This window comes from Pantoea sp. BJ2, from assembly GCF_040255075.1.
Lineage (GTDB): Bacteria > Pseudomonadota > Gammaproteobacteria > Enterobacterales > Enterobacteriaceae > Pantoea > Pantoea leporis.
In genome coordinates, this window is the sequence record NZ_CP158292.1 from 2954311 (window position 1) to 2980902 (window position 26592).

At 54.9% G+C, this 26592-nt stretch carries 29 protein-coding genes and 1 tRNA gene; 10 read left to right on the forward strand and 20 right to left on the reverse strand.

All coding sequences use genetic code 11. The features are described 5' to 3' along the window. Window positions 1–220 precede the first annotated feature (220 nt). On the forward strand, window positions 221–1504 hold the full coding sequence (gene fadL, locus AAF463_RS13635; RefSeq protein WP_101763618.1) for a long-chain fatty acid transporter FadL: 1284 nt from the start codon (window positions 221–223) through the stop codon (window positions 1502–1504). Window positions 1505–1551: 47 nt separating this feature from the next. On the opposite strand, the gene mlaA is transcribed toward fadL, so the two are convergent. From mlaA to ccmA, 10 genes are read right to left on the reverse strand one after another with little or no spacing between them, the layout of a single operon-like run. Continuing rightward, on the reverse strand, window positions 1552–2319 hold the full coding sequence (gene mlaA, locus AAF463_RS13640) for a phospholipid-binding lipoprotein MlaA (protein ID WP_350260948.1): 768 nt from the start codon (window positions 2317–2319) through the stop codon (window positions 1552–1554). A gap of 35 nt (window positions 2320–2354) precedes the next feature. Further along, window positions 2355–3566 carry a c-type cytochrome biogenesis protein CcmI gene (gene ccmI, locus AAF463_RS13645; RefSeq protein ID WP_222233751.1) on the reverse strand — a complete coding sequence of 404 codons (1212 nt, stop codon included), beginning with the start codon at window positions 3564–3566 and terminating at the stop codon, window positions 2355–2357. Next, window positions 3566–4021: a cytochrome c-type biogenesis protein gene (locus AAF463_RS13650; RefSeq protein ID WP_101763615.1), complete on the reverse strand. Its 456-nt coding sequence runs from the start codon at window positions 4019–4021 to the stop codon at window positions 3566–3568. The genes ccmI and AAF463_RS13650 overlap by 1 nt, the downstream gene beginning before the upstream one ends. Beyond that, entirely contained in the window at window positions 4018–4575 is a 558-nt protein-coding gene (locus tag AAF463_RS13655) for a DsbE family thiol:disulfide interchange protein (protein ID WP_101763614.1), read from the reverse strand. Before AAF463_RS13655 ends, AAF463_RS13650 begins: the two co-directional genes overlap by 4 nt. Then, window positions 4572–6530, reverse strand: coding sequence for a heme lyase CcmF/NrfE family subunit (locus tag AAF463_RS13660; protein ID WP_192233233.1), 1959 nt, complete (start codon window positions 6528–6530; stop codon window positions 4572–4574). The genes AAF463_RS13655 and AAF463_RS13660 overlap by 4 nt, the downstream gene beginning before the upstream one ends. Then, window positions 6527–7012 carry a cytochrome c maturation protein CcmE gene (ccmE, locus tag AAF463_RS13665; protein ID WP_008101293.1) on the reverse strand — a complete coding sequence of 162 codons (486 nt, stop codon included), beginning with the start codon at window positions 7010–7012 and terminating at the stop codon, window positions 6527–6529. Before ccmE ends, AAF463_RS13660 begins: the two co-directional genes overlap by 4 nt. After that, on the reverse strand, window positions 7009–7242 hold the full coding sequence (ccmD, locus tag AAF463_RS13670) for a heme exporter protein CcmD (RefSeq protein ID WP_110866542.1): 234 nt from the start codon (window positions 7240–7242) through the stop codon (window positions 7009–7011). The genes ccmE and ccmD overlap by 4 nt, the downstream gene beginning before the upstream one ends. Continuing rightward, window positions 7239–7979 carry a heme ABC transporter permease gene (locus tag AAF463_RS13675; protein WP_101763611.1) on the reverse strand — a complete coding sequence of 247 codons (741 nt, stop codon included), beginning with the start codon at window positions 7977–7979 and terminating at the stop codon, window positions 7239–7241. The genes ccmD and AAF463_RS13675 overlap by 4 nt, the downstream gene beginning before the upstream one ends. 57 nt (window positions 7980–8036) lie before the next feature. Continuing rightward, the gene (ccmB, locus tag AAF463_RS13680) at window positions 8037–8696 is read right to left on the reverse strand and encodes a heme exporter protein CcmB (RefSeq protein WP_101763610.1); all 660 of its coding nucleotides are present in this window, start codon (window positions 8694–8696) and stop codon (window positions 8037–8039) included. Then, window positions 8696–9310 carry a cytochrome c biogenesis heme-transporting ATPase CcmA gene (gene ccmA / locus AAF463_RS13685; RefSeq protein ID WP_350260949.1) on the reverse strand — a complete coding sequence of 205 codons (615 nt, stop codon included), beginning with the start codon at window positions 9308–9310 and terminating at the stop codon, window positions 8696–8698. The genes ccmB and ccmA overlap by 1 nt, the downstream gene beginning before the upstream one ends. A gap of 243 nt (window positions 9311–9553) precedes the next feature. Between ccmA and AAF463_RS13690 the strand changes: the two genes are divergently transcribed. Then, complete coding sequence (locus AAF463_RS13690; protein WP_137386225.1) at window positions 9554–10468, forward strand: formate/nitrite transporter family protein; 915 nt, start codon at window positions 9554–9556, stop codon at window positions 10466–10468. Between the two features lie 87 nt (window positions 10469–10555). After that, window positions 10556–10630 (forward strand) — tRNA-Arg (locus AAF463_RS13695). Window positions 10631–10650: 20 nt separating this feature from the next. On the opposite strand, the gene AAF463_RS13700 is transcribed toward AAF463_RS13695, so the two are convergent. Both AAF463_RS13700 and AAF463_RS13705 read right to left on the reverse strand, forming a co-directional pair. Next, window positions 10651–10941, reverse strand: a complete 291-nt coding sequence (locus AAF463_RS13700; protein ID WP_350260950.1) for a hypothetical protein — start codon at window positions 10939–10941, stop codon at window positions 10651–10653. Window positions 10942–11045: 104 nt separating this feature from the next. Further along, the gene (locus AAF463_RS13705) at window positions 11046–11915 is read right to left on the reverse strand and encodes an AraC family transcriptional regulator (RefSeq protein WP_350260951.1); all 870 of its coding nucleotides are present in this window, start codon (window positions 11913–11915) and stop codon (window positions 11046–11048) included. A gap of 180 nt (window positions 11916–12095) precedes the next feature. Here AAF463_RS13705 and AAF463_RS13710 point away from each other — a divergent pair, with 180 nt between their 5' ends. Next, window positions 12096–12995 (forward strand): EamA family transporter, encoded by a 900-nt coding sequence (locus tag AAF463_RS13710; protein ID WP_350260952.1) that lies wholly within the window; start codon window positions 12096–12098, stop codon window positions 12993–12995. A gap of 38 nt (window positions 12996–13033) precedes the next feature. Here the strand turns inward: AAF463_RS13710 and AAF463_RS13715 are convergent, their stop codons facing one another. Beyond that, on the reverse strand, window positions 13034–13273 hold the full coding sequence (locus tag AAF463_RS13715; RefSeq protein ID WP_008101313.1) for a hypothetical protein: 240 nt from the start codon (window positions 13271–13273) through the stop codon (window positions 13034–13036). A gap of 269 nt (window positions 13274–13542) precedes the next feature. Here AAF463_RS13715 and AAF463_RS13720 point away from each other — a divergent pair, with 269 nt between their 5' ends. Further along, the gene (locus AAF463_RS13720; protein WP_271460877.1) at window positions 13543–14760 is read left to right on the forward strand and encodes an MFS transporter; all 1218 of its coding nucleotides are present in this window, start codon (window positions 13543–13545) and stop codon (window positions 14758–14760) included. A gap of 512 nt (window positions 14761–15272) precedes the next feature. Here AAF463_RS13720 and AAF463_RS13725 read toward each other — a convergent pair. The 4 genes from AAF463_RS13725 to AAF463_RS13740 all read right to left on the reverse strand — a co-directional run bounded on the left by AAF463_RS13725 (window position 15273) and on the right by AAF463_RS13740 (window position 17864). Further along, on the reverse strand, window positions 15273–15554 hold the full coding sequence (locus AAF463_RS13725; RefSeq protein WP_008101319.1) for a membrane lipoprotein lipid attachment site-containing protein: 282 nt from the start codon (window positions 15552–15554) through the stop codon (window positions 15273–15275). Between the two features lie 251 nt (window positions 15555–15805). Then, the gene (locus tag AAF463_RS13730) at window positions 15806–16609 is read right to left on the reverse strand and encodes a hypothetical protein (RefSeq protein ID WP_110866533.1); all 804 of its coding nucleotides are present in this window, start codon (window positions 16607–16609) and stop codon (window positions 15806–15808) included. Between the two features lie 9 nt (window positions 16610–16618). Continuing rightward, window positions 16619–17071, reverse strand: a complete 453-nt coding sequence (locus tag AAF463_RS13735) for a universal stress protein (RefSeq protein ID WP_101763602.1) — start codon at window positions 17069–17071, stop codon at window positions 16619–16621. A gap of 7 nt (window positions 17072–17078) precedes the next feature. Further along, entirely contained in the window at window positions 17079–17864 is a 786-nt protein-coding gene (locus AAF463_RS13740) for an IclR family transcriptional regulator (protein ID WP_008101326.1), read from the reverse strand. Window positions 17865–18014: 150 nt separating this feature from the next. Here AAF463_RS13740 and AAF463_RS13745 point away from each other — a divergent pair, with 150 nt between their 5' ends. The 3 genes from AAF463_RS13745 (at window position 18015) to ypdK (ending at window position 20924) form a co-directional block, all read left to right on the forward strand. Continuing rightward, window positions 18015–19616: an MFS transporter gene (locus tag AAF463_RS13745; RefSeq protein WP_110866532.1), complete on the forward strand. Its 1602-nt coding sequence runs from the start codon at window positions 18015–18017 to the stop codon at window positions 19614–19616. A gap of 5 nt (window positions 19617–19621) precedes the next feature. Beyond that, on the forward strand, window positions 19622–20650 hold the full coding sequence (locus AAF463_RS13750) for an HlyD family secretion protein (RefSeq protein WP_350260953.1): 1029 nt from the start codon (window positions 19622–19624) through the stop codon (window positions 20648–20650). A 202-nt stretch (window positions 20651–20852) separates the two neighbouring features. Further along, the gene (gene ypdK / locus AAF463_RS13755; protein ID WP_099686956.1) at window positions 20853–20924 is read left to right on the forward strand and encodes a membrane protein YpdK; all 72 of its coding nucleotides are present in this window, start codon (window positions 20853–20855) and stop codon (window positions 20922–20924) included. A gap of 41 nt (window positions 20925–20965) precedes the next feature. Here the strand turns inward: ypdK and alaC are convergent, their stop codons facing one another. Further along, window positions 20966–22204 carry an alanine transaminase gene (alaC, locus tag AAF463_RS13760; RefSeq protein WP_008101332.1) on the reverse strand — a complete coding sequence of 413 codons (1239 nt, stop codon included), beginning with the start codon at window positions 22202–22204 and terminating at the stop codon, window positions 20966–20968. Between the two features lie 118 nt (window positions 22205–22322). Continuing rightward, window positions 22323–22847, reverse strand: coding sequence for a GNAT family N-acetyltransferase (locus tag AAF463_RS13765; RefSeq protein WP_101763598.1), 525 nt, complete (start codon window positions 22845–22847; stop codon window positions 22323–22325). A 269-nt stretch (window positions 22848–23116) separates the two neighbouring features. Here AAF463_RS13765 and AAF463_RS13770 point away from each other — a divergent pair, with 269 nt between their 5' ends. Further along, the gene (locus tag AAF463_RS13770; RefSeq protein ID WP_350262002.1) at window positions 23117–24808 is read left to right on the forward strand and encodes a sensor histidine kinase; all 1692 of its coding nucleotides are present in this window, start codon (window positions 23117–23119) and stop codon (window positions 24806–24808) included. Then, window positions 24805–25530, forward strand: coding sequence for a LytTR family DNA-binding domain-containing protein (locus tag AAF463_RS13775; protein ID WP_350260954.1), 726 nt, complete (start codon window positions 24805–24807; stop codon window positions 25528–25530). Before AAF463_RS13770 ends, AAF463_RS13775 begins: the two co-directional genes overlap by 4 nt. 31 nt (window positions 25531–25561) lie before the next feature. Here the strand turns inward: AAF463_RS13775 and glk are convergent, their stop codons facing one another. After that, complete coding sequence (glk, locus tag AAF463_RS13780; RefSeq protein WP_101763595.1) at window positions 25562–26527, reverse strand: glucokinase; 966 nt, start codon at window positions 26525–26527, stop codon at window positions 25562–25564. Between the last annotated feature and the right edge of the window lie 65 nt (window positions 26528–26592).

A 26592-nucleotide genomic window follows, 5' to 3' on the forward strand; every position in this document is an offset into this window, starting at 1 on the left:
GCTATGTTTAAGTCGAACCGCTAAGATTTTGTTAAGCAGATCTGATTTTATCGATCAAATCAGAAATATTTAAAAAACAATATTGCAACAAATACACAGGTCGGACCTATACTCGTCGCACTGGTCTGATATGTGGTTTTGCCATCAGTCCCTACAATTCGCCGCTCTTTGTTACGCGACGTAACAACGTTAAATAATAAATCTGGATGAGGTTGTGGTCATGAACCATAAAAACCTGTTTGCAAAGTCAGCTGTGGCAGCTGCAGTAACGCTCGTCTGTTCTCATGTTTACGCCGCGGGCTTTCAACTGAATGAATTCTCAGCAATTGGTTTAGGTCGTGCATATTCCGGCGAAGGTGCGATGGGTGATACCGCCGCCTCTGCCAGCCGTAACCCGGCAACCATGGCATTAATGGATCGCCCTTCTTTCTCTATCGGCGCGGTTTATATTGATCCCGAAGTGGATATTAGCGGTCAGAGCCCGACAGGTCGCAGCCTTGATGCCAAAAATATCGCCCCAAATCAGTGGATCCCTAATCTTCACTATGTGCACCCAATTAACGATCAGTGGTGGATTGGTGCATCTGCGACCTCAAACTATGGTTTAGCAACCGAATTTAATGACGGCTATACCGCAGGTGGTTATGGCGGCAAAACCGACCTGATGACCGGTAATTTTAATATCAGCACCGCTTATCGACTGAATGAGAATTTCAGCTTCGGTATCGGCTTTGATGCGGTCTACGCAAAAGCGAAAATTGAGCGCTATGCCGGTGAAGCAGGTGCCGTGGCAGGATTGCCAGCCGATACCCAGATTGCGCATTTAAAAGGTGATGAATGGGGCTACGGCTGGAACGCCGGCATCCTGTACGAAGTGGATAAAAATAACCGCTTTGGCTTTACCTACCGCTCAGAAGTAAAAGTCGACTTTGACGGCGACTACAAGAGCAACATCCCCACCGCCTTTAACGGTACACCGCAGGCACTGGCTTTAGGCCTGCCTTACGGCACCAGCGGCACCACAATTCCGGGTTCTCTGACTTTGAATCTGCCAGAGATGTGGGAAGTTTCAGGCTGGCATAAAGTGGCGCCGCAATGGGCGGTTCACTATAGCCTGACTTATACCAGCTGGAGTCAATTCCAGGAGTTGAAAGCCACTGGCAGCAATGGCCAGACGCTGTTCTATAAGGATGAAAGTTTCCACGATGCCTACCGTATCGCGTTGGGTACCACTTACTTTTACGACGATAACTGGACCTTCCGTACCGGTATCGCCTTTGATGACAGCCCGGTTCCGGCCGATAAGCGTTCTATCTCTATTCCGGATCAGGATCGTCTGTGGCTGAGTGCCGGTGCGTCTTACGCCTTCAATGAAGATGCTTCTGTCGACCTGGGTATTTCTTACATGCACGGTCAGAAAGTCACCGTGAAAGAAGGCCCGTATACCTTTAACTCTGAAGGTAAAGCCTGGCTGTACGGCGCGAACTTTAACTACAAGTTCTGATACGTAGCTTGATAAAAAAAGGCGACTCATTGAGTCGCCTTTTTGTTTTATTCAGAATCAATATCTTTCAGATCGTCCTGAATCGCACTGGCGTTCGGATTATCTTCCGGCTTCAGCTTACCGCCGTTGGCAATAAAGTCATGTCGCTGGAAGTAGGCATTACGAATAAAGGCGTACGGATCTTGCTGCTGACGCAAAATGGCGTCCGAATCCAGCAACTGCGCACGGGTTTCAATCCCTTCCAGCGTCCATTTACCTACCGAGATCGGCCAGCTCAACCAGCTTAAGACCGGATAGAGCGTATCAACGAAGTCACCGCCATCTTCACGGATGGTGAAGCTACCGTAGGCCGGCAATTCAACATACGGGCCGTAACCGACGCCATAACGTCCCAGCGTGCTACCAAAGCGATGCGGCACTTCACGCGCCAGTGCCGGATTGGCTTTGCCCGCCACGTCGATAAAGCCACCCAGCCCTAACACGGTGTTCAGGAAGAAGCGGGTGAAGTGGATGCCTGCCTGGCGCGGTTCACCCACCAGAATGGCGTTGACCATGCTGGCGGGCTCTTCAACGTTGGATAACACATTACTGATGCCGCTACGTGCCGGCACCGGCACGTAATCGCGCCAGGCGACTGCCACCGGACGCAGAACATACGGATCCAGCACGTTGTAGTTGAAGTTAAACATCGTGCGGTTAAAGCCTTCCAGCGGATCGCTGCGCTGCGCAGGTTCCGTATTTTCAGCCGGTTTTGAGTTGGCACAACCCACCAGCAGTAAGCTGGCTAGCGCCAAACCGGTCAGGCGGTTATTCATTCTTCTCTCCCTGTGCGGATCAGTAAGGTATCGCTTCAGGGCTGCTGTTGATTAATTTCCACAGCCAGTTGCTGATGACCATCCCAGGGTGTGACCGCGCTTAAACCCAACCAGTCGCCAGACTGTGGATTGGCACTGCCATCGCGCGAAATGCGCACCCTGACTTGCACCTGATGCTGTGCCGAAAGCAGGCGATCGGGCATCATGGCATTGCTGTCATCGAGCGTGAGCGATAACGGGAAGTGGCTCAGCGGTAAACGCTTCACAGCCACAGGCACCGGTGAAACACCGTCAGACACAGAAATATACAACACTCCGCCTTGCGGTAACATTTTTTCTGCCTGCGGCGTCAAACTCACCGTCAATGCCAGGCTGCTATTTTGCTGTCCCGCGTCAGTTTTCGCTTGTTCAATGCTGCGCTCGATCATGGTGATGCGACGATCGCCTGCCGGTAACAGTTTCAACATCACCTGCCATGCACCAATCGCCTCATTGTACTGCTGCTGCTCAAAGGCATTAAACGCCAGCAGACTCAGCGTGCGCACATCGCTGTGATCGCGTTTAAGCAGCGCTTTCAGCAACACGTTGGCCTGACGGTTATCCTGCGGATCGCTGGAGCGCGTCAGCACTTCGGCATAATCCTGCTGCAGTTCGATATTGTCTGGCGCCAGCTGTAGCGCATGTTCAAATGCCTGGCTGGCATCGGTAGCATTATTCAGCACCATCCCTAAGCGGCCCAACATTGCCCAATCGTTGAGGTTCGTTGCGTCGTGCTGCAGCGAGCTGCGCAGACCCAGCTGCAGACGCGCCAACTCTTCCATGGTCAGCGGCTGAGCTTTAGGATCCATCACGCGCGCACGTAACGCAGGATACTCCTGCTGTACGCTGACAAACGCGGTTTGCTGCGTAAGTCCGCCGGTTTTCAGATACATGCCAACCGACACCACCAGCAGCACAATCACGCCCGGCAGCAACACCCAGCGGCTGCTGCGATGAATGGTCGCGGCATCCTGCTGCGGCACATCAGTTAATAGTGTTTGTTGCAGTTCGCGCACCATTTCCGGGCGCTCAGCCACCACGCCCTCTTCTTCATCACGCTCCAGCTCGCGCAGGCGTTGCTGATAGAAATCGGTGTTGAGACGATCGCGATCGCCACTGCTGGCCTCGCGCTGACGCCAGCCGGCACGCAGAAACAGCGCGATAGCCGCCAGCAGTAAAATAATCAGGGTAATCCAGAATCCAGTCATTACGGCTTCCCGTCACGCTTGAGTAACGCCGCAAGGCGCTGTTGTTCACTGTCGTCGAGTTCGCTACGCGCTTTGCCGCGACGATTACGCAGAATAATGATCAGCGCGCCCAGCACCACAAACAGCGCTGGCCCCACCCACAAAATCAGCGTGGAAGGCGTTACCGGCGGCTCATACGTCACGAAATTACCGTAACGCGCCACCATGTAATCAATGATCTGCTGGCGGCTTTCGCCCTGCTTCATCAACTCGTAGACTTTGAGACGCATATCCGACGCGATCATCGCATTGGAATCGGCAATGCTGTTGTTCTGGCATTTCGGGCAACGCAGCGATGCGGTGAGATCGCGGTATTGTTCTTCCTGCTGCACCGAATCGAACTGATAAGTATCAATCGCCGCCCACAGGCTGGTGCTGAGCAGAATGCCCGCTAACAGTAGAAGCAGCCGTTTCATACGCCCGCCTCCTTGTTGTATTTGTCCCACAGCGGTTTCACTTCTTCGAGCCAGACGCGATCGTTCATGTCGCCTGCGTGGCGATAACGAATGATCCCTTTGCCGTCTATCAGGAAGGTTTCCGGTGCGCCGTAAACGCCAAGATCGAGACCGAGCATCCCGTTGCCGTCATACAGGCTGAGCGCATAAGGATTGCCCAGCGTGTTCAGCCAAGTCACCGCTTTGGTGCGATCGTCTTTATAATTGAGGCCAACCACGCGAATGCCTTTTTCCGCCAGCGTGTTGAGGTATTGATGCTCCGCGCGGCAGGTTGGGCACCAGGTTGCCCAGACGTTGAGCAGAATCGGTTTGCCGTCGGTCAGCACCTGCTGATCATAGATTTTGCCCGGCTGATCGAGCGCTTCCAGTTTGAATACGGGTACCGGTTTGCCGATCAACGCTGATTCGAGACGCGTTGGATCATCGCCGTTGGCGTTGCGCGACAGCTGCCACAGCAGCGCCGCGGCCAGCAGCAAAAACAGAACTAACGGGATAAACAGGATTTTTTTGTTCATGCCAGCTCCTCGCGCTGCTCTTTTTTGCGTGAGCGATAGCGCGGATCGAACAGGCAGAACAAGCCGCCCACCGCCATAAACACGCCGCCGTACCAGATCCAGCGCACAAACGGTTTGTAGTAAATCCGCACCGCCCACGAACCGTCATCCAGCTCTTCGCCCAGCGCCGCATACAGATCGCGGGTGAAACCGCCGCTGATCGCCGCTTCGGTCATCATGGTGCGCGCGGCTGCATAGAAGCGTTTTTCCGCCTGCATCACCGCCTCCAGCTTGCCGTTGCGCGTCACTTCAATCACCGCCACGCCGCCGCTGTAGTTCGGCCCTTGCAGGTTGCGCACGCCGTGGAAGGTAAAGTGATAATTGTGGATATCAACGGTATCGCCCGCCTTCATGCGCACATCACGCTCAACGCTGTACTGGGTGCTAAAGGCGATACCGACCACGGTCACCGCCACGCCTAAATGCCCCAGCACCATGCCCCAATGGCTGCGCGACAGATGTCGTAAACCTTTGAAGAAAGAGTGGCGATGGGTGGCGCGCTCGTGCAGTTCCATCAACGTCAGCATGATCACCCAGATCGACATCAGCAGGCCGATAACCGTCATCGCCTCAATGCGATCCTGCAGCAGCCACGGCAGGGCGATCGACAGAATCAGCGTCACTAACAGGCCCACGCCAAGGCGTTTCCACAGTTTCTGTGGTTGGTCACGACGCCAGCGCACCAGCGGACCGATACCGAGCATCAGCGCGAACGGTGCCATCAGCCAGGTAAACATGGTGTTGAAGAACGGCTCGCCCACCGAGATGCTGCCGAGCCCGAGCTGTTTATGCACCAGCGGCAGCAGCGTACCGAGTAACACCACCAGCATCGCGGCGATCAGCAGCACGTTATTACCCAGCAGGAAGGATTCGCGTGACCAGGCTTCGCTCTGTACGCGGCTGCGCACCTGACCACCTTTCAGCGCGTACAGCAGCAGCGAGCTGCCAATCACAATCACCAGGAAGGCGAGAATAAACATGCCGCGCGCCGGATCGGAGGCGAACGAGTGCACGGAAACCAGCACGCCGGAGCGCACGAGGAAAGTGCCAAGCAGGCTTAGCGAGAACGCGGTGATCGCCAGTAACACCGTCCACGACTTGAAGCTGCCGCGCTTTTCCGTCACCGCCAGCGAGTGCATCAGCGCTGTTCCGGCCAGCCACGGCATAAAGGAGGCGTTTTCGACCGGGTCCCAGAACCACCAGCCGCCCCAGCCGAGTTCGTAATAAGCCCACGCCGAACCGAGGACGATACCGATAGTCAGGAAGACCCACGCGGCGGTGGTCCACGGACGTGACCAGCGCGCCCATGCGGTATCCAGACGTCCGGCCATCAGCGAGGCAATGGCAAACGCAAAGGCCACCGAGAAGCCGACATAACCCATGTACAGCAGCGGCGGATGGAAGATCAGCCCGATATCCTGCAGCATTGGGTTGAGATCGCGCCCGTCAATCGGGAAGTTTGGCAAGGTGCGGGTAAATGGATTCGAGGTGAGAATGATAAACAGCAGGAAGCCGAGATTAATCATGCCCATCACCGCCAGCACGCGTGCTAGCGCATCCTGCGGCATCCCGCGACTGAAGATCGCCACCGCCAGCGTCCAGGTGCTGAGCAGCAGCACCCACAACAGCAGTGAACCTTCGTGCGCACCCCAGGTTGCCGCGATGCGATAATAGACCGGCAGCAAGGTGTTGGAGTTGGTGGCGACATAGCCAACGGTAAAGTCATTCACCACAAAGGCGTGCACCAACACCACAAAAGAGGCGGCGACACAGATAAACATGCCCCAGGTTAACGGGCGCGCCATGGCCATCAAACGCGCATCCTGCCGCGCAGCGCCCCACAACGGATAGACGCTCAACAGGAGCGCTAAAGCCAGCGCCAGACACAGCAGAAAGCTACCAATTTCCGGCATCATGATTGCGCACCCGACTGCTGATAGGCTGCTGCAGGTCCTGTGTGATTCTTCTTCATGGCATCTTCAATTTCGGGAGGCGTATATTTTTCATCGTGTTTCGCCAGCACTTCTTTGGCGTTCACCAGATTGCCCTCTTCCAGCACGCCTTGCGCTACCACGCCTTGCCCTTCACGGAACAGGTCCGGCAGAATGCCTTCATAGGTCACACTGACCACGCCGTTGGCGTCATACAGTTTGAAAGAGACGGCGAGGGTTTTCGGATCGCGCTTTACGCTGCCCGGCATCACCATGCCGCCAATGCGCAAGCGCTGGCCCGGCTCAGGCTTCTGATGATCTTCACCTTTGCCGTTGATAATTTCACTCGGGGTATAAAACAGGTCGATGTTGGAACGCAGCGCGTACATCACCAGCGCAGTCGCCAGGCCAAGCCCGATCAACACCGCGATCGCCACATAGAGGCGATTACGACGACGGATATTCACACGGATTCTCCCGCTGCTCCACTGGCAGCTTTTTTCGATTTAGCCGCGCGAATGCGGCGATCCCTGGACTGACGCTGGCGAATTTCCGCCAGCAAACGGCGGCGGAACAGCACGGTGTGCAGCACCAGACCGAATAACGGGATCAACGTGAGGATAACGGCGAGCCAGACGTAAAAGGCATAGCCGCCCATGGCGAAGAAATCGCTCCACGATGCAAAGGCTGGCGTCATAATTTGCTTCCTCCCTGCGCCACATCAATCGCCCACGGACGATGGCGCTCGGTGAAGAGAATCAAATTACGCAGGCGCATTAAGGTCAGCGCACCAAACACCAGCAGGTAACCGAGAATGGACCAGCGCAGCGGTGTGCGCATGCTTGGATCGATAGCCTGCTGCAGAATGCCTGATGAGCCCTGATGCAGCGTGTTCCACCATTGCACCGAGAAGTGAATGATCGGCAGATTAACCACGCCAACCAGAATCAAAATGCCGGCGGCGCGCCCGGCGGTGCGGCGGTCTTCAAAGGAGTGATACAGCGCGATAACGCCCATATAGAGGAACAGCAGCACCAGCTCAGATGTCAGGCGTGCATCCCAGATCCACCAGGTTCCCCACATCGGTTTACCCCAAGCGGAACCGGTAATCAGCGCGATAAAGGTGAACACCGCGCCAATCGGCGCCATCGCCGCTGAGACCAGATCGGCCATCTTCATCTGCCACACCAGGCCGATAAATGCCGCAATAGCCATTGACGCATACACGCCCATCGACCACATCGCTGCAGGCACGTGAATGTACATAATCCGGAAGCTGTTGCCCTGCTGATAATCCGCCGGTGCAAAGCCGAAGCCCCAGACCCAGCCGAGTAACAGCGTGCCAACACCCAGCACCGCGAACCACGGAATCAAGCGACCGCATAGCTGGTAAAGCCGCTCAGGCTTTGCCCACTGGTGTAACCATTTCCACATTTTGCATAGCTCACAATAAAGAGAATTCAGGTTTCGACCGCTCTGGGGCGGCACGAATTAATGCAGACTGATACGCAAGGCCGCTGCCGTCGCGAACGGCGACAGCGTTGCGCTTACCGCCAGCATCGCGCCAAGAATCGCCAGATAACCCCCGATCGGCAATCCCATTCCGGCGGCATCAATCGCCGCGCTGGCAAATATCAAAACCGGTATCGACAACGGCAATACCAGCAAACTCAGTAATACGCCGCCGCGCCGCAACCCAACGGTTAATCCGGTACCAATCGCGCCGAGAAAACTCAGCGTTGGCGTGCCAAGTAATAACGTCAATGCCATCGCGCGCCAGCCGGCAAAATCCAGCGACAGCAACAATGCCGCCAGCGGCGACAATAAAATCAGCGGTAGCCCGGTAATCAGCCAGTGCGCAATCACTTTGCCCAGCACCGTGATCGGCAGCGGCGTCGGCAACAGAAGTAGTTGCTCAAGCGAACCATCAAGAAAATCGTCACGAAACAGCCGTTCCAGCGCCAGCAATGAGGCGAGTAACGCGGCAACCCACGCCACGCCCGGCGCAATGCGCGCCAGCTGCTGTGGCTCCGGTCCGATACCTAACGGAAACAGCGTGATAACAATCAGGAAAAACCACAGCGGATTGATCACTTCCCCGCCGCTACGAAAAGCGATTTTTAATTCACGCTGAATGACCCGGCCTAACATCAAGCCCACTCCGAAGTAAGACGAATTTTACGCACGCGCGCGCTGTGACCGGGCAGATCCTGATGCGTGGTCAGAATCACCGCTCCGCCGTTATCGGCATGGCTGACGAATCGCGCCATTAATTTTTCCACACCGCCTTTATCGATGGCGGTTAAGGGTTCATCGAGGATCCACACCGACGCCGGACTGAGCCATAAGCGTGCTAATGCCACGCGCCGCTGCTGTCCGGCGGAGAGTTGTGCCACCGGCACCTCTTCAAAGCCCAGCAGATCGACCTGCTCAAGCGCGGCATAAATCGCGTCTTCTTTGCTGCTACCGTGCCAGAAATGCAGGTTCTCTAGCGGTGAGAGTACCGATTTCACGCCGGGGTGATGGCCAAGATAGAGCAGATTTTGTTGCCATACTTCGCGCTGTTGACGAAGGGGCTGTGACTGCCACGTTACGTCGCCCTCTTCCGCCCGGCTTAATCCGGCCAGCAGGCGCAACAGCGAAGTTTTCCCGGCTCCGTTTGGCCCTTCAATTTGCACAATGTCACCCGGTTGCACGCGGAAGCTCAACCCATGAAACAAGGTTCGCTCATCACGAACGCATGAGAGATTAATGACTTCGAGCATAGAAGGGAGAATCGCGGCAATGAATGAGGCGGGGATAATACCACATTGAATCTGTGGGCCGAAGTCTGTGAGCTGGCTCCCACTTACCCCAAATGGGGTATTCGTGCGCCCCAGATCAACAAATTGCTCAAAAATCCAACTCAGTTAAAATTTCGTTACTCTTAATTTGAATCTTCGTAACAAATCGACCTTGCAAAAACCAGCTACGCTTATGACGCAATGGCATTATCACCTGAGGAAAACATGAAACAATCACCATCGATTTCAAACAGTGACAACGATGTAGAGAGTGATGAGAAGGAGCAAGGCAAGGAGATAGAAGTCGATGAAGATGCCCTGCCCTCGCAGGCTGCGGCGATTCATGAAGAGATACGCCAGGATGGGGAAAAAGAACTCGAGCGTGACGGCATGGCGCTGCTCTGGTCCGCGGTTGCGGCGGGACTGTCAATGAGCGCTTCGCTGATGGCGAAAGGCATTTTTCAGGTCCATCTTAAAGGCGTGCCGGGCGCATTTTTACTGGAAAATTTGGGTTATACCTTTGGCTTTGTCATCGTGATTATGGCGCGCCAGCAACTGTTTACCGAGAATACCGTTACCGCCGTTTTGCCGGTGATGCACAAACCGACCGGCAGCAACTTTGCGCTGCTGTTACGTCTCTGGTGCGTGGTGCTGCTCGGCAATCTGATTGGCACCGCATTAGGGGCGCTGGCCTTTAATCATATGCCAATATTCGACGATGCGACGCGTCAGGCCTTTACCGCCATCAGTGAAAAAGTGATGGTGAACTCCCCAAGCGAAATGTTCGCTAATGCGGTGATATCAGGCTGGATTATCGCCACCATGGTGTGGATGTTCCCGTATGCGGGTGGCGCAAAGATTGTAGTGATTGTGATGATGACCTGGCTGGTGGCGTTAGGTGATTTAGCGCATATCGTGGTCGGTTCAGTCGAGGTGCTGTATCTGGTGTTTGCGGGCACGCTGCCGTGGTACGAATTCTTCTGGCCATTTGCCCTGCCTACGCTGCTTGGCAACATCACGGGCGGTACGCTGATATTTGCGTTGATCAGCCATGCGCAGATTCGTAACGATATGAGTGAAGCGGCGAAAGCCAAAGCGCGTGCGGAACAGAAGCGGAAAGAGAAGCAAAAACAGGCGTAAGCCTGGTCTTAAATTGCTGATAGATTGAGCAAACAACCGCTGCATAGTTAAAATCAGGTTCGCGGTGCGCTATACTGCGCGCCCGGCGTCTCCTTAGTTAAATGGATATAACGAGCCCCTCCTAAGGGCTAGTTGCAGGTTCGATTCCTGCAGGGGACACCAGATTTTCATCGTTCTCCCGCTTAAAACAGCCATCTTGCCAGAGCAAGTGTCAGTCCAGCGGTGCTCATTATTCCCGCCACAATCCATTTCGTTTGTTGATTTATCGCCTGATGAAGATCGCTTTTAGTGGCGTAGTTCGATTTGATCACCGCGATATCCGTTTTCATTACTGCCATATCGGTTTTGATATCGTCAATATCCGCTTCCAGCTTTGACACGCGCTTTTCCATAATTACAGCCTCTTGTAACTTGTCATTGTAATCAATGTGATAGCTTAATTTTCCTGCAAAGCATCCTACTCCAAAATCCATGGAAAAAATGCCTCACTGAGTTTGAGAATGCCTAATTGAGAGATGTGTTCAGAAAAACAGGGGTTCTTGCAGCCGATTACAACGTTTTAAAAGTGAGATCGTAATCAGACTTGATCGTGGCGCCATGCCGATGGCGTCACGCCATGCAGCTGACGGAAGCGGTTACTGAAGTGACTTGAGGAGTGAAAACCGCAGCGCAATGCGATTTCTGTTAGCGGTAAACGGCTGAATTCCAGCAGCTGCAGCGCAGCATCCATGCGGCGGCGCATCACATATTGATGCGGGGCCTCGCCAACGCTGCTGCGGAACATGCGGGCAAAATGGTATTCGCTCAGCGCCGCTTCAGCTGCCAGTTGCGCCAGCGTTAATGGCTGATCGAGCTGCGCATCAATATACGCCATGACTCGCCGCAACACGGCGGGCGCCAGTCCGCCCCGCACCTGCGGCGCTTGCCATTGCACATCGCTGTAGCGTTGCAGCAGATGCGTCATCAGCAACGTTGATGCGCTGCTGAGCATCAATTGATTCGCCGGCTGTTGCCAGTCGGTGCTCAGCAAGAAGTGGCGATAAAGTTGGGTGATGCGATCGTCCGCCGCGAAGATCTTTTCATGCAGATTGAGCTGCGACGGACTGCGATCCCAGATCTGCTCGCCCAAATGCCGCAGATGTTCGTCGGTGCAATAGAGATGCACAAACGACAAATCGGCGCGAATATCCCACACCGATTCTACCCCGCTGGGCATCAGGCAAAAGCGATCCGGGCCGCCGCCGTTGCGCCAGCCGTTTTGGGTTTTATGCCAGGTTTCATAGCCGTCTGCGGTATACAGGCTCAGCGTGTGATGATCGCTAAGATTGGTGACGCGATCGCCGCTGTTAAACCAGGCCGCCAGCTTAATGCCGCTCGACAACTGCACACTGTCGCGCAGCTGCGCTTTGTGGCGCTGCAGCATGTTGAAGGTCTGGTAATCGGCCATGGTTCATATCACTCGAAGTTCATGAGCGCCCAGTGTACGGATCTCCGCAGACAGAAAACAGGTCACAGCCGGACACAGAAGTAAAAAGCGCAAGATTTTGCAATTGCCGCGCAAAAACGTGCAAGCCGCAGGTTGCTTTTCACGCCACACTGCGGGCCAGATTATGTCGGAGAGTGCGCTATGAATGTGATGTTATACCTTGCCGTGGTGATGATTTGGGGAACCACATGGATTGCCATTTTCCTGCAGCAGGAAGCGGGCGATACGCCCGTTTTGGTGGCGGTATTTTGGCGTTTCTTACTGGCGTCGCTGGTGATGCTGGTGATCCTAAAACTGCTGCGTCGCCTGCGAATGCTGGATAAGCGCGATCATCTGTTTTGTCTGCTGCAGGGCTGCTGCGTGTTTGGCTTCAACTTTGTCTGCTTCTATCATGCTGCCGCGTGGATCAGCAGCGGACTCGAGTCGGTGATATTCTCGATGGCCGTGCTGTATAACGCGCTTAACAGCTGGATCTTCTTCCGTCAGCGCCCATCGTTTCGCCTGTTGCCAGCGGCGGTGCTTGGCCTGGGCGGTATTGTCGCACTGTTCTGGAATGATATTCAGGCGGCGCATCCGGCTCCACAGTTGCTGTGGGGCGTGGGCCTCAGCGCGCTTGGCACGCTGGGCTTCTCCTTCGGCAATATGATTTCGCTGCGCCATCAACGCCGTCAGCGTGATGTGTTGACCACCAATAGCTACGCGATGCTGTATGGCGCTTTGGTGATGGCCGCAATGGCATTAATTAACGGCGATTCGCTGGCGCCAGCGCTGAATATGCAGTGGTTAGGCGCGATGAGCTACCTGGCGATATTTGGTTCGGTCGTGGGATTTGGGGCCTACTTCACGCTGGTGGGCCGTATTGGTGCCAGTCAGGCCGCTTACAGTACTTTGCTGTTCCCGCTGGTGGCGCTAACGCTCTCCACGCTTTATGAAGGTTATCACTGGCACAGTGATGCGATTATCGGATTGGTGATGATTCTGGCGGGGAACATGGTGATGTTTGTACGCTGGCCGACGATGGGGCGATTACGGACCGCATAAATAACGAGAGCGGGCATTGCGCCCGCTCTTTTGTTCCTCTAGCGCCAGCCCTGAACGCCGATATTGAGCTGGTGAGGTTTAGTTATGGCTTTTCTGGCAATCCAGTAAAGCAGGACGCGTTCATCATCTTTGTCGCGGTCGGCCATTGCCAGTAATTTCAGCGACAACGTGGATTTATTCACTGGTTGATGCTCATCGCTTAACTCGATCACCGCCTGACCGATAATGCAGCAAACCTCATCCTCATTTGACGCGGATTCATATGTTCGGTCTTTCATATTTCCTCCTTTTGAATGAACTTTAAGCCTGGCAAACATCCACAACTTTGCAGGCGATATGGCGCGATCGATACAAACACTTACATATGGTTACCCGTAGCAACCGCTACGGCTTAAATGACATCACTTACTGTCATCACAATGCCATTCATACCCGCTTTACTGCATTTCGTTCCACCATCCGGTTCATTCACGCCTCTGCATCCCCCGCACGCGCGAGAGCAATTTATTATCTCCACAGATTCCGCTTTCTCGAGTGAGAGATAAAAATGACAACAGCAACCCCCGCGAATGACCAACGTACCCGCATGCTCACCCTTATCGGCACTATTATCACCCAGTTCGCTTTGGGCTCGGTTTATACCTGGAGCCTGTTTAACGGCCCGCTGGCAAATAAGCTGAATGCGCCGATCAGTGAAGTGGCTTTCTCGTTCGGTTTACTCAGTCTTGGCCTGGCGATTGCGTCATCGCTTGCCGGGAAATTGCAGGAGCGCTTTGGCGTGCGCAACGTCACCATCGGTGCGGGCATGCTGATGGCGGTAGGTTTCTGGCTGACCGCGCATGCCGATAATCTGATGATGCTCTACCTCAGCGCGGGGATTCTGGTGGGATTGGCCGATGGCGCCGGTTATCTGATGACGCTCTCTAACTGCGTGAAGTGGTTCCCGGAGCGCAAAGGGCTCATTTCCGCCTGCTCGATTGGTGCGTACGGTTTGGGTAGCCTCGGCTTTAAATTCATCTGCGGCGCACTGCTGAGCGCACAAGGTCTGGAGAATACCTTCATGATCTGGGGCGTGCTGGCGATGGGCATGATCATTGTCGGCGCGTTGCTGATGCGTGACGCACCGATGCAGAAGAACAGAGGTAATACGCAGCTGGAAGCCAAAGATTACACGCTGGCGCAATCGGTGCGTTTACCGCAGTACTGGATGCTGGCGCTAATGTTCCTGACTGCCTGCATGAGCGGCCTGTACGTGATTGGCGTGGCGAAAGATATCGGTGAAGGCATGGTGCATCTGAGCGCGCAAACCGCCGCCAATGCGGTCACGGTGATTGCGATTGCCAACCTCAGCGGCCGTCTGATTCTTGGCGTGCTCTCGGATAAAATGGCGCGCATCCGCGTGATTACGCTGGCGCAAATCGTCTCGCTGGTGGGCATGAGCATTTTGCTATTCACCCATATGAGTGAATCGACCTTCTTCCTCTCCTTAGCTTGCGTGGCCTTCAGCTTCGGCGGCACCATTACCGTGTTCCCATCGCTGGTCAGCGATTTCTTTGGCCTGAACAACCTGACCAAAAACTATGGTCTGATTTACCTGGGCTTCGGTATCGGCAGCGTGCTGGGTTCGCTGGTTGCTTCCGCCTTTGGCGGCTTCACCGTCACCTTCAGCCTGATTATGACCTTGCTGGTGATTTCGCTGGTGTTGTCGCTGAGCATCCGTCTGCCAAATCGCCAAAACGTGGCAGAACCTTTACTGCATAATTAAGTTCGCTGGGATGCCGCATTAATACGCGGCATCCCATTTCTCCACAATTATTCCACAATAAAACGTTAATTGAGAACCACTATTATTAAGCCTTGCCTTTCGGAGTAATCTCGTTATTATTATCAGGCATTCAGCTTATTCCGATTGGTTTATTTTACCCCGCGACTTTTTTAGCATTTAATTGACACACTCCGTAATACATTCCGTAATAACTCTACATTTCCTGCATCTTCACTCCACTATTCCCCTGTAATCTGGCGTCATTGGAACAGAGGAGGACTCTCCATGAAGAAAGTGATTAAGCTTGCATCGGTTGTAGCCATTATGACGATGTTGAGTGGTTGTATTATCGATCATCATCGTGGAGGCGGCGGCCCAGGCTGGGGCCATCATGGTGGTGGCGGCTGGCATCATGGGCACGGCGGTCATGGACACCGCAGATAGTTGGGCAAAGCACACACAGCAAATAATAAGAAAATAAAAAGGGCGGGAAATTATCCCGCCCTATTTTTTTAGCTTTTTACCGCGTAATTACATTGATACCAGGCTTTCTTTAGTCCGGGCAAATGGCTATTTTGCGACGGCAGTGATTCCACCTTATCAAATCCACGCTGGCTGCAATAATTCGCAAGGTCGATCTCCATTGCGTCTTTATTCAGCGTGTGCGGATCGTAACGATACTGCACGGTATTTGAGCTGGTATCTTCATCAACACGCTCAAATCCTCCTGGTTTGCTGACGCTACAACCCGCCAACATAAAAAGCGCCAATGCGCTAATAAGCATTTTTTTCATTAGGGTTTCCTCTTGAGCGTTGCAGTCTAAAAGGCAACGCCGCGCTTATCTATAGGAATAAAGCGCGAAATGTCCGGGATTAGTGAAGCTTTCGCCAATCAAATCGATAAAACCAAACGGTTTCACTTATCAAGGTAAGGGTGCGATTATCTGTTCAGACAAAACGAAGTCTGCACCACACCAGGTGAATTAATAATAAACATACTGATAATGACCTTCATGCCCGCGCTGAGCGGGCTTTTTTTTGCCTGCTAACCGGTAAGGCTGACCATCTTACGTAAAAGATTGGCCGCTTGTTTGTCAGGCAATGCGAGAATGCCGCTATAGAGATCAATCGACATCGCGCACATGGCGCCGCGATCAACCGCGGTGTCCGCCGGCATATTCAGCTGTTGCAGCCGATCGCCCCACTTGCCATACAGTTTTTCCACCACGCTTTGTAAATCGCGCTGCGCCGCAGCCTGATCCAGCGGCTGTTCATTGCCGGTACTTTGCTGCAGCAGCGTTTCGAGTGCTTGCGCATCGCGCTGATTCAGTTCCGGTGACAACACCTGTTGCAAATTGACGCCGCCATTCACCTGCGGATAGAGGAAACGGAAGCAGCGCTGCGGTTCCTGCTGCTGCAACGCCTGCATCTCCTCGACCGAGACGCGGATGTAATCAATGATCGCCGCATCGCTGGCACGCGTCAGACGCTGATTAACCAGATCCATCAACCAGCCGCGCATATCCCCCAGCGCCTGATTGGCGGGCACACCTTCCAGCCGTTTATGCAGCAGCTCGCGATTAAGCAACTGCCACAATGCGGGTTCCTGAATTTTTAGCAGACGATAACCGGGCGCAAGGCTGAGCTGGGTTGCGACCTCTTCCATCAGCGCCTGCCGCTCCTGACGTGGATGAAGCCAGCTGAACCACAGTAAATTCGCCAGTATCAGCGGCAAGATAAACAACAGCACGCCTTGCCACAGTCGCAGCGAGGTGGTGCGCACCAGCAGAATAATAATGATCGCCAGCAGCGCGAACGCCGCTAGCGTAATCGGAAAAAGCGAGAGCATCGAGCGGGGTTAATCCTTACGTACATCAATTAAAACGGGGCAATTGGCGCGTTCAATCACCGCAGCGCTGACCGAACCTTTCAGCAGACGATTAAACGGCGACAGATGACGGCGTCCCATGATGATCATGCTGGCATGCAAAAGTGTGGATTGCGCCACAATGGTTTCCGCCGCTTCCCCCGCCAGAATCAACCCCTTTGCCGCCACGCCCGCGCGTAAAAGCGGCGCCAGCGCGTGGCGCACCACCATTTCGGCGGTGTTCTGTTCATCTTTCGCCGCCACAAAATCATCCGGATCTTCACCGGCATCAATCTCTATCGGTTGATTACAGGAGGAGTATGCGGGATCAACGCAGCACAGCACCGTGACCTGTGCCTGATGCGCCAGCGCTTGTTCAATGGTCAACGCAATCACTTTTTCCGCCACCGGAGAGTTATCGATGGCCATCAGCAAGGTTTTCATCAGTTGGTTATCCTTCCACAGCGGTCATTTTGCCAATTTCACGAATCAAGGCGTCTTTGCACTTGATGATTTGCTCACGATAATGCGCTTCCTGCTTATGAAAACGCGCGGTCGGCACCAGTAATGAGATGGAGAAGCGGCCAAACAGCGTATCAATGGCGACCGCCATGGTCGAAATGCCCTCCAGCGTCTCACCGCGATCAATCGCCAATCCGCTGGCGCGTACCTCGGCAATCAGCTCCAGCAATTGCGGCAGCGTTTTCACCGTCATCTCGGTTAACTCTTTATAGGCTTCGCCCACCATCACGCGCACATCTTCATCGCTCTCCAGCGCCAGCAACGCGCGGCCGCCCGATGTGCTGTAAAGCGGCAAATTCAACCCGATGCGCGGCACCACGCGCAGTTCGCGCGAGGCCACCACATAATGCACGATCGCCAGCTGCGTGCCGCTGGCCCGCGCCAGCGATACCGTTTCATTAATCTCTGCAGAGAGTTGTTCGAGGAATGGACGCACGATTTCCACCACGTCGCTGTGCACGCTGGAGATCAGCTTGAGCAGCGCCGGACCAAGACGTAACCCGCCGGCACCGCTGCTGCGCACCAGCTGTGCGCTGTCCAGCGCACCAATAATGCGCTGCACCGTCGAGCGCGGCAGATCAACCACCTGCGCAATTTCACCCAAACTCATGCCGCCGGGATGCTCACCCAGCGCGTTCAGAATTTTTGCCGCACGCGCGATGACCTGAATGCCACCCGCTTTTTCATCCTCACGGCTTGAGGGAAGTTCAACCATGATGCGTTCCTTTTTGGCCTGCCCTACTTTAACGCGAATGATCGCACTTTTACACCCTGTATCACATTGCAATACAGCATATCGATATGTAAGATGCCACCTGTATCACATCGCAATACACTGCATCAACATCATAACGAGAAGCCTGCTATGAACGCCCAGCCCATTGCGGCTCCGGCCCCCCATCCGTTTACTCTGCGCCTGGCGCTGGGATTGGTTGGCGTGCTGATTGCCGCGCTCACATCAGGATTAAACGATCGCGTCACCGATATCGCGTTAGCCGATATCCGCGCTGCCATCGGCATCAGTTTCGATCAAGGCAGCTGGATCATCTCCGCGTATCAGGCCGCTGAAGTGGCGGCAATGATGATTGCGCCCTGGTTCGCCGTCACCTTTTCGCTGCGCCGCTTTGCGCTCACCGTCTCCGCTGGTTTTATGCTAAGCGGTCTGCTGCTGCCGCTGATGCCTAACGCCACGCTGTTTATCGCCTTGCGCGTGGTGCAGGGGTTATTTGGCGGCGCGCTGCCGCCAATGCTGATGACCGTTGCGCTGCGCTTTCTGCCGCCGCCGATCAAATTATACGGTTTAGCCGGATATGCGCTGACCGCCACCTTCGGTCCGAATATGGCCGCTTCGCTGGCGGCGTTCTGGACCGATGACGTCAGCTGGCTGTTTGTCTTCTGGCAAGTGGTGCCCGCCATGCTGATTGCCATGCTGCTGATTAGCTGGGGTTTGCCGCAGGATCCGCTGCGCCTTGAGCGTTTTAAACAGATCGACCTGTTCGGCATGCTGACCGGCTGTTCGGGTATGGCGCTGCTGATCCTGGCGCTGACGCAGGGCGAGCGACTCGACTGGCTCGAATCGCCGTTATTTTGCGGCCTATTATTCAGCGCGCTGGCGTTGCTGACTGTGTTCTTTATTAATGAATGGTTTCATCCGCTGCCGCTGTTCAAATTGCAGATGCTGGGGCGGCGCAATCTCGCGCACGGCTTGCTGGTGCTGGCGGGCGTGCTGATTCTGTCGCTGTCAGGATCTGCGCTGCCGTCGGCCTATCTGGCGCAGGTGCAAGGCTTCCGCACGCTGCAGTTCGCCCCGCTGGCGTTGACCATCGGATTGCCGCAGTTGCTGATCGCGCCTTTTGTTGCCGCGCTGCTGAATATTCGCTGGGTGGATTGCCGCTGGATGTTGACAGCGGGCGTAGCGCTGTTGGTGACGTCCTGCCTGATGGGCATGCACATCACCACCGATTGGGCGCGGCAGAATTTCTGGCTGATTCAGATTTTGCAGGCGTTCGGCCAGCCCATGGTGATTTTGCCGGTGCTGATGAGTGCCACCAGCGTGGTTGCACCACCAGAAGGCCCCTTTGCCTCGGCGATGTTCAACACGGTGCGCGGTTTCTCCAGCATCGCCGCCAGCACGCTGGTGGAATGGTTTATCAGCCACCGTGAAAAATTCCACTCCAACGTGCTGGTCGATAGCGCCGCCAGCCGTTCATGGCTGATGACGGCGCCGAACAGCGCACAATCCAGCAGCAGCGTGCCGTTGCTGCCGGACGGCAGCGTCAGCAGCGCGGAAAACCTCAGCGGCTTCGCCACCTTGCTGAAACAGCAGGCGATGGTGCTGAGCCTGAGTGATTGCTACCAGATGCTGATTGCCTTCGCCGCCCTGCTTTTACTGTTAACCGCCTGGTTGCCAAAACGCGTGTGGCCACCACAAACACTGATTCAACCTGTTACGACGACGTCGAGATAATTGATATGCATGCTTTTGCTTTGAAGAGAACGGTGCTGTTGAGCGCCTTATTACTGGTGTTATTAGCGATGGCCTTTTTTGTCTGGTCATCAATGACCGGCAACGATCACCGCACCACCGATGCCTACGTGAATGCCGATTACACGCTGGTTGCACCGAAAGTTTCCGGCTACATCGCCAGCGTCAACGTGCAAGACAACCAGCGCGTGAAGGCCGGCGAACTGCTGGCGACACTCGACGATCGCGATTACCGTGTGGCGTTAGAGACCGCGCAGGCCAATTTGCAGGTCAGCGAGGCGAAACGTTTGAGTAGCCAGGCGCAGCTGGAACAGCAGCAATCCACTATCGACCAGGCGAAGGCCACGTTAGCGGCGAGCCAGGCTTCAGCGCAGTACGCCGGACAAAGCGCCGCGCGTTACAACCAGCTGTATAAAAGTGGCACCATCGCCGCAGACGATCAGCAAAAAGCCAACTCAACGCAGCGCTCCGCCTCGGCCACCGTCCGCCAGAGCGAAGCGGCGCTAGCTTCCGCCGTCAAGCAAGTTGGCGTGCTACAAGCTGCGGTGCGTCAGGCCGCTGCCGATGTCGCTGCCGCGCAGGCCAGCGTCGATCAGGCGCAGCTCAATCTTTCCTACACGCGGATTGTGGCGCCGGTGGATGGCATGGTCGGTCAGCGTTCGGTGCGCCTCGGCGCCTACGTTAGCGCAGGCACGCGTTTGCTGGCGGTGGTGCCGCTGCAGCAAACCTATATCACCGCTAATTATCTGGAAACCCAGTTGGCGGATGTGCAGCAAGGGCAGAAAGTGAGCGTGAAGGTGGATGCCTTGCCGGGCAAGGTATTTAGCGGTCACGTCGACAGCATTGCTCCAGCTACGGGCGCGACCTTTTCCGCCATTTCGCCGGACAACGCCACCGGCAATTACACCAAAGTGGTACAGCGTTTACCGGTGAAAATTGTGCTCGATGAAAACCAGCCGGATCTGGCCAAACTGCGCGTGGGAATGTCGGCGATACCGGAGATTGAGACCCGCTGAAAATGTGAGCAATATCTCAGAAGCGGCCTATTTATTTTTGGGACAAATCCGCGTAGATTATCTCTCGATCCTGTTTCGGGCTTGCCTGGAGCGACCTGAGAAGAAAGCGTGTAGCGATGATGAACTCCACCTTTCTCTTATTCTGTTCGGGTTACGCGGGTTTGGGATCGCCCGCCGGGTAGCCGCTCAGAGGAGTTGTTTTGTGAGATACGCTTTGATGGGAATTTCTTTCTTCCTGTTGCTTTGGGTCGGTACTTTTGTACTGATGCTGTAGAGCCGCCAGGCGGGGCGACGCTGAGTCGCCCCACTTAATGGTTATTCCTCTTCTTCTTCCAGCGCTTTCACCGTTCCCGGCAAAATGCCATCGGCACGGAACATCGATTTAATCCCCCGCACCGCCTGACGAATACGATCGCTGTTTTCAATCAGCGCGAAACGCACGTGGGTATCACCGTAATCACCGAAACCGATGCCCGGCGAGACGCACACTTTGGCTTCCTGCATCAGTAATTTGGCGAACTCCAGTGAGCCAAGATGCGCGTAGTGATCGGGAATTTTCGCCCAGACGTACATCGACGCCTTCGGCAGATCGACCATCCAGCCCGCTTCGTGCAGGCCTTTCACCAGCACATCGCGGCGGCGTTTGTACTGTTCAGCGATATCGCGCACGCACTGTTGATCGCCTTCCAGCGCCGCAATCGCTGCGACCTGCAGTGGCGTGAAGGTGCCGTAATCGTGATAACTTTTGATGCGCGCCAGCGCGGAGACCAGCTCTTTGTTACCGACCATAAAGCCGATGCGCCAGCCCGCCATGTTGTAGCTTTTCGACAGGGTAAAGAATTCTACCGCCACATCACGCGCGCCTGGCACCTGCATAATCGACGGCGCTTTCCAGCCATCGTAGGTGATATCAGCGTAGGCGAGATCATGGATGACCAGCACGTTGTACTGCTTCGCCAGCGCGATGACGCGCTCAAAGAAGTCGAGCTCAACGCATTGCGCTGTAGGGTTCGACGGGAAGCCGAGAATCATCATTTTCGGTTTGGGATAGCTTTCGCGAATCGCCCGCTCCAGCTCGTTGAAGAAATCAACGCCCGCTACCAACGGAACAGAACGCACCTGCGCGCCAGCAATGACCGCGCCGTAAATGTGAATCGGATAGCTGGGGTTCGGCACCAGCACGGTGTCGCCGTGATCGAGCGTGGCCAGCATCAAGTGCGCCAAACCCTCTTTGGAGCCGATGGTGACAATCGCTTCCGATTCCGGATCGATCTCTACCTGATAACGGTCTGCGTACCAGCGCGAAATCGCGCGACGCAAACGGGGAATACCTTTCGAGGTTGAGTAACCGTGCGTGTCTTCGCGCTGCGCCACCTGGCAGAGTTTTTCGACGATATGCGGCGGCGTGGGGCCATCCGGGTTGCCCATCGAAAAATCGATGATGTCTTCGCCGCGCCGACGCGCAGCCATCTTCAATTCAGCGGTAATGTTAAAAACATACGGGGGAAGGCGTTCAATACGCGAGAAACGACGGGGTGTGCTGTTATCAGCCATGATGTCCTCTGGTTTACGTAAGCGCCCGGACCGTCCGAGCGACGTGGGTCACTGTGGTGACCGCACCAAGAACATAACGCGCTGATAACAAGATTGTCGAGAGCAGACGGAAATTTTTTTAATGTTGCGGATTCAGGCGGCCAAACACCCAATCGCTTACCCATTGGCCGTTTAGCAGATAATTATCCCGCAGCGTACCCTCAAGGACGAAACCATTCTTCTCAAGAATGCGGCGCGACGGCCAATTCCCCTCAATCACCATCGCTTTCAGCTTATGAAATTCTGCCTGTAGCAAAAACTGGCACAGCGCGTCGAGCGCTTCACTGCCATAACCCATTCCGGTAAACGCCGCGCGCAGCATGTAACCCACTTCGGCCTGACGATAAGGATGCCACTCGGCGCTGCAGCCAAACAGGCCAATCGGCTCGCCGGTTTCCCGGATGCGCGCCACCAGACACAGCATATGAAAACTGCTCGCCTGCCACGGCGCCAAACGCTCAGTAAAGCGTTGGCGAATATCGTTTTCATCCGGGATTTCACTGACCCACGTCATGGTTGCGCGGTCCTGATGTACCGCTTTGAAAATCCGCCAGTCTTCAGGTTGAAGCCGACTGAGGGACAAACGTGGCGTGAGTAATTGCATGGCTGAGTTCCCCTTTTTATCCGGCAACATAGCAAACCGGCGTATTGACAACCAGCGTTCGGCGCACGCTTTCGCTAATCCTCTTTTTATTAGTCAAGTTTTCCTCTTTTGGCGGAGGTCGCCATTTATGGCGACCAGGCATGCTCAAAATTGATCCCGGCTACGAGAAAGGTCTGCAGATTGCCGTGGCGCTGGCGGATCGTGACCACATTTTTTATCATAGCGTTCCGTTTCTTGCCTGAGAGATGCCCTTGCCTTCCCACTTCGACATGCTGCTGGCGGTTTTTGACCGCGCGGCGCTGATGCTGATCTGTCTTTTCTTCCTCACGCGCACGCGGGTGTTTCGTCAGCTGTTGCAAAAAGATGAGCATTCGGTGCGCGAAAAACTGGTGGTGACGGCAATATTCTCGCTGTTTGCGCTGTTCAGCACCTGGTCAGGCATTAACGTCGACGGCTCGCTGCTCAATGTGCGCGTGATTGCAGTGATGTCCGGCGGCATTCTGTTTGGTCCGTGGGTGGGCATCGCCACCGGCGTGATTGCCGGTTTGCATCGCTATCTAATTGATATGGATGGCGTCACGGCGGTGCCTTGCCTGCTCACCAGCATCATTGCCGGTATCGCTTCGGGCGTGATCAACCGCCGGGTGAATAAAGAGCAGCGCTGGCGCGCCGGTATTCTTGGCGGCATGTTGTGCGAAAGCCTGACCATGCTGCTGATTGTGCTGTGGGCCAAGCCAATGACGCTGGGACTGGCGATTGTGTCCGAGATTGCGCTGCCGATGATTTTGGGCGCATCGAGCATCGGTTTAATCGTGCTGCTGGTGCAGAGCGTCGAAGGTGAAAAAGAGGCGATTGCGGCGCGTCAGGCCAAGCTTGCGCTGGAGATCGCCAACAAAACATTGCCGCTGTTTCGCCAGGTTGATAGCCAGTCGCTGCATAAAGTGTGCGATATCATCCGCACCGACATTCACGCCGATGCGGTCGCCATCACCAATAACAAACAGATTCTCGCCTATGTCGGTTACGGCGAGCAGAACTATCACAACGGCGATGATGCCATCAGCCCGACCACCGCGCAGGCGATCGCCAGCGGTAAAATCATTATTAAGAACAACGACGAGGCGCATCGCACCAAAGATATTCACTCGATGCTGGTTATTCCCCTTTGGGAAAAAGGGGAAGTGACAGGCACGCTAAAAATCTATTATCGCCGTGCGCATCGCATCACCGGGTCGCTGAAAGAGATGGCGATTGGGCTGTCGCAAATCATCTCCACCCAGCTGGAAGTCTCGCGGGCTGAACAGCTGCGTGAGATGGCGAACAAGGCAGAATTGCGCGCACTGCAGAGCAAAATTAACCCGCATTTCCTGTTTAACGCCCTGAATGCTATTTCCTCTTCGATTCGCCTTAATCCGGACACCGCGCGCCAGTTGGTGATCAATTTGTCACGTTATCTGCGTTACAACCTCGAACTCAACGATGACGAGCTTATCGATATCAAGAAAGAGTTGTGGCAGGTGAAGGATTACATCGCGATTGAGCAGGCGCGTTTCGGCGATAAGCTGTCGATGATTTATGACGTGGATGAAGATCTGCACTTCACGCTGCCCAGCCTGCTAATTCAGCCGCTGGTAGAGAACGCGATTGTGCACGGTATTCAGCCTTGTCGCGGCAAAGGCGTAGTGACGCTGAGCGTGAAGGATTTAGGCGATCGGGTGCGCGTTGCGGTGCGCGATACCGGCGATGGCATCAGCGATGATGTGATGAGCCGCGTGGCGCGAAACGAGATGCCCGGCAACAAAATTGGTCTGCTGAATGTGCATCATCGCGTTAAGCTGCTCTCCGGCCAGGGTTTGGTCATCACCCGCCATCATCCCGGCACGGAAATCGCCTTTACGCTTAGCAAGAATGGCCAGGGGCTGCCTGCCCCGCTGCGCCCCACCACGGAAACCGCCACGTGAAAGCCATCATCGTTGAAGACGAGTTTCTCGCCCAGCAAGAGTTAAGCTGGATGATTCAGCAACACAGCCAAATCAGCGTTGAGGCCTGCTTTGATGATGGGCTGGAAGTGCTGAAATATCTGCAGAACCATCGTGTGGATGTGATTTTCCTCGATATCAACATTCCTTCGCTTGATGGCATGCTGCTGGCGCAAAACATCAATCAGTTTGCTCATAAGCCATTGATTGTGTTTATCACCGCGTGGAAAGAGCATGCGGTTGAAGCGTTTGAGCTGGAAGCGTTTGACTACATTCTCAAGCCGTATCATGAGTCGCGCATCATGACCATGCTGCAGAAGCTGGAAGCCAGCGCGCAACAGCAGTTGCAACCACAAAACGCAGCCACCAACTCGCCACAAGCCGTCAATCTGGTGAAAGATGAACGCATTATCGTCACCGATATCAACGAGATCTATTACGTTGAGGCGCACGAGAAGTTGACGTTTGTGTATACGCGGCGCGAAGCCTATGTGATGTCGATGGTGATCAGTGAGTTTTGCAGCCGTTTGCCGGAACAGCAGTTCTTCCGCTGCCATCGCTCTTACTGCGTCAACCTGAGCAAGATTCGTGAAATCGAGCCGTGGTTTAACAATACCTATTTGGTGAAGTTGCGTGATCTGGATGCGCAGGTGCCGGTGAGTCGCAGCAAGGTGAAAGCCTTCCGGCAGTTGATGAGATTATAAGGCGAACGGCGGATGCCGCTCGCCTGCGTTTTTACAGCTCGCGGCCCAACACCTGACGCAGGTGCGCACCGGCGCCGAGTAAGCCCGGCTGATCGTGGGTGATCATATATACCGGAATATCGACCAGGTAATCGCGGAAGCGACCTTTATCTTCAAATGCCGCGCGGAAACCGGAAGCTTTAAAGAAATCGAGGAAGCGCGGCACAATACCGCCCGCGATATAAACGCCGCCAAAGGTGCCCAGATTCAGCGCCAGGTTGCCGCCAAAACGGCCCATAATCACGCAGAACAGCGACAGCGCGCGACGGCAATCAATGCAGGTATCTTTTAATGCGCGTTCGGTAACATCTTTAGGCTTGAGGTTTTCTGGCTCACGCTCATCTGACTTCACGATGGCGCGATACAGATTAACCAAACCGGCACCGGACAGCACGCGTTCCGCCGAAACGTGGCCAATCTCCGCGCGCAGCACTTCGAGAATTTCACCCTCTTCTTCGCTATTTGGCGCGAAGTCAACGTGACCGCCCTCGCCCGGCAAGCTGATCCAGCGCTTATCCACGTGCACTAAATGGCTGACGCCGAGGCCGGTACCCGCACCATAAATCGCGATAGGCTTGCCTTCAACCGGCGCTCTACCGCCAAACTGAATCACTTCCTGTTCGCTCAGCATCGGAATCGCCATAGAAACGGCGGTGAAATCATTAATGATTTCCAGGCTTTCCAGCGCCAGATGCTCTTTCATCACTTTGGTCGAGAACGCCCAATCGTGGTTGGTCATCTCCACCCAATCGCCGGTAATCGGACAGGCAATAGCGATACAGGCGTGCTTAATGTCCTGTTTTTGCTCGTCCAGATAGTGGCGAATCACCGCTTCGAGATTGTCGTAGTCTGATGTTGAGAAAGTTTGGGCTTGCGAGATAGCGCCGTTTTCTACCTCACACAATGCGAGACGGGCATTGGTACCGCCCACATCGCCGACCAGGGCGTATGTTGTCATTCTTCTGCTGCTCCGCTTGGGTCATAAACAATTGCAGGACACTATAAAAGCCTGCCAATAAAACA

Bases quoted from the DNA above. Each gene is read 5' to 3' on its own strand.
- AAF463_RS13650 (WP_101763615.1), bottom strand. From the start codon at position 4,021: ATGAAACGGCTGCTTCTACTGTTAGCGGGCATTCTGCTCAGCACCAGC.
- AAF463_RS13765 (WP_101763598.1), bottom strand. From the start codon at position 22,847: ATGCAATTACTCACGCCACGTTTGTCCCTCAGTCGGCTTCAACCTGAA.
- ccmA (WP_350260949.1), bottom strand. From the start codon at position 9,310: ATGCTCGAAGTCATTAATCTCTCATGCGTTCGTGATGAGCGAACCTTG.
- ccmI (WP_222233751.1), bottom strand. From the start codon at position 3,566: ATGACTGGATTCTGGATTACCCTGATTATTTTACTGCTGGCGGCTATC.
- AAF463_RS13750 (WP_350260953.1), top strand. From the start codon at position 19,622: ATGCATGCTTTTGCTTTGAAGAGAACGGTGCTGTTGAGCGCCTTATTA.
- AAF463_RS13715 (WP_008101313.1), bottom strand. From the start codon at position 13,273: ATGAAAGACCGAACATATGAATCCGCGTCAAATGAGGATGAGGTTTGC.
- AAF463_RS13740 (WP_008101326.1), bottom strand. From the start codon at position 17,864: ATGGTTGAACTTCCCTCAAGCCGTGAGGATGAAAAAGCGGGTGGCATT.
- AAF463_RS13730 (WP_110866533.1), bottom strand. From the start codon at position 16,609: ATGCTCTCGCTTTTTCCGATTACGCTAGCGGCGTTCGCGCTGCTGGCG.
- AAF463_RS13700 (WP_350260950.1), bottom strand. From the start codon at position 10,941: ATGGATTTTGGAGTAGGATGCTTTGCAGGAAAATTAAGCTATCACATT.
- AAF463_RS13770 (WP_350262002.1), top strand. From the start codon at position 23,117: ATGCTGCTGGCGGTTTTTGACCGCGCGGCGCTGATGCTGATCTGTCTT.
- AAF463_RS13710 (WP_350260952.1), top strand. From the start codon at position 12,096: ATGAATGTGATGTTATACCTTGCCGTGGTGATGATTTGGGGAACCACA.
- AAF463_RS13705 (WP_350260951.1), bottom strand. From the start codon at position 11,915: ATGGCCGATTACCAGACCTTCAACATGCTGCAGCGCCACAAAGCGCAG.
- alaC (WP_008101332.1), bottom strand. From the start codon at position 22,204: ATGGCTGATAACAGCACACCCCGTCGTTTCTCGCGTATTGAACGCCTT.
- ccmB (WP_101763610.1), bottom strand. From the start codon at position 8,696: ATGTTAGGCCGGGTCATTCAGCGTGAATTAAAAATCGCTTTTCGTAGC.
- ccmD (WP_110866542.1), bottom strand. From the start codon at position 7,242: ATGACGCCAGCCTTTGCATCGTGGAGCGATTTCTTCGCCATGGGCGGC.
- AAF463_RS13655 (WP_101763614.1), bottom strand. From the start codon at position 4,575: ATGAACAAAAAAATCCTGTTTATCCCGTTAGTTCTGTTTTTGCTGCTG.
- AAF463_RS13745 (WP_110866532.1), top strand. From the start codon at position 18,015: ATGAACGCCCAGCCCATTGCGGCTCCGGCCCCCCATCCGTTTACTCTG.
- AAF463_RS13690 (WP_137386225.1), top strand. From the start codon at position 9,554: ATGAAACAATCACCATCGATTTCAAACAGTGACAACGATGTAGAGAGT.
- AAF463_RS13675 (WP_101763611.1), bottom strand. From the start codon at position 7,979: ATGTGGAAATGGTTACACCAGTGGGCAAAGCCTGAGCGGCTTTACCAG.
- AAF463_RS13660 (WP_192233233.1), bottom strand. From the start codon at position 6,530: ATGATGCCGGAAATTGGTAGCTTTCTGCTGTGTCTGGCGCTGGCTTTA.
- AAF463_RS13725 (WP_008101319.1), bottom strand. From the start codon at position 15,554: ATGAAAAAAATGCTTATTAGCGCATTGGCGCTTTTTATGTTGGCGGGT.
- AAF463_RS13735 (WP_101763602.1), bottom strand. From the start codon at position 17,071: ATGAAAACCTTGCTGATGGCCATCGATAACTCTCCGGTGGCGGAAAAA.
- AAF463_RS13720 (WP_271460877.1), top strand. From the start codon at position 13,543: ATGACAACAGCAACCCCCGCGAATGACCAACGTACCCGCATGCTCACC.
- fadL (WP_101763618.1), top strand. From the start codon at position 221: ATGAACCATAAAAACCTGTTTGCAAAGTCAGCTGTGGCAGCTGCAGTA.
- glk (WP_101763595.1), bottom strand. From the start codon at position 26,527: ATGACAACATACGCCCTGGTCGGCGATGTGGGCGGTACCAATGCCCGT.
- mlaA (WP_350260948.1), bottom strand. From the start codon at position 2,319: ATGAATAACCGCCTGACCGGTTTGGCGCTAGCCAGCTTACTGCTGGTG.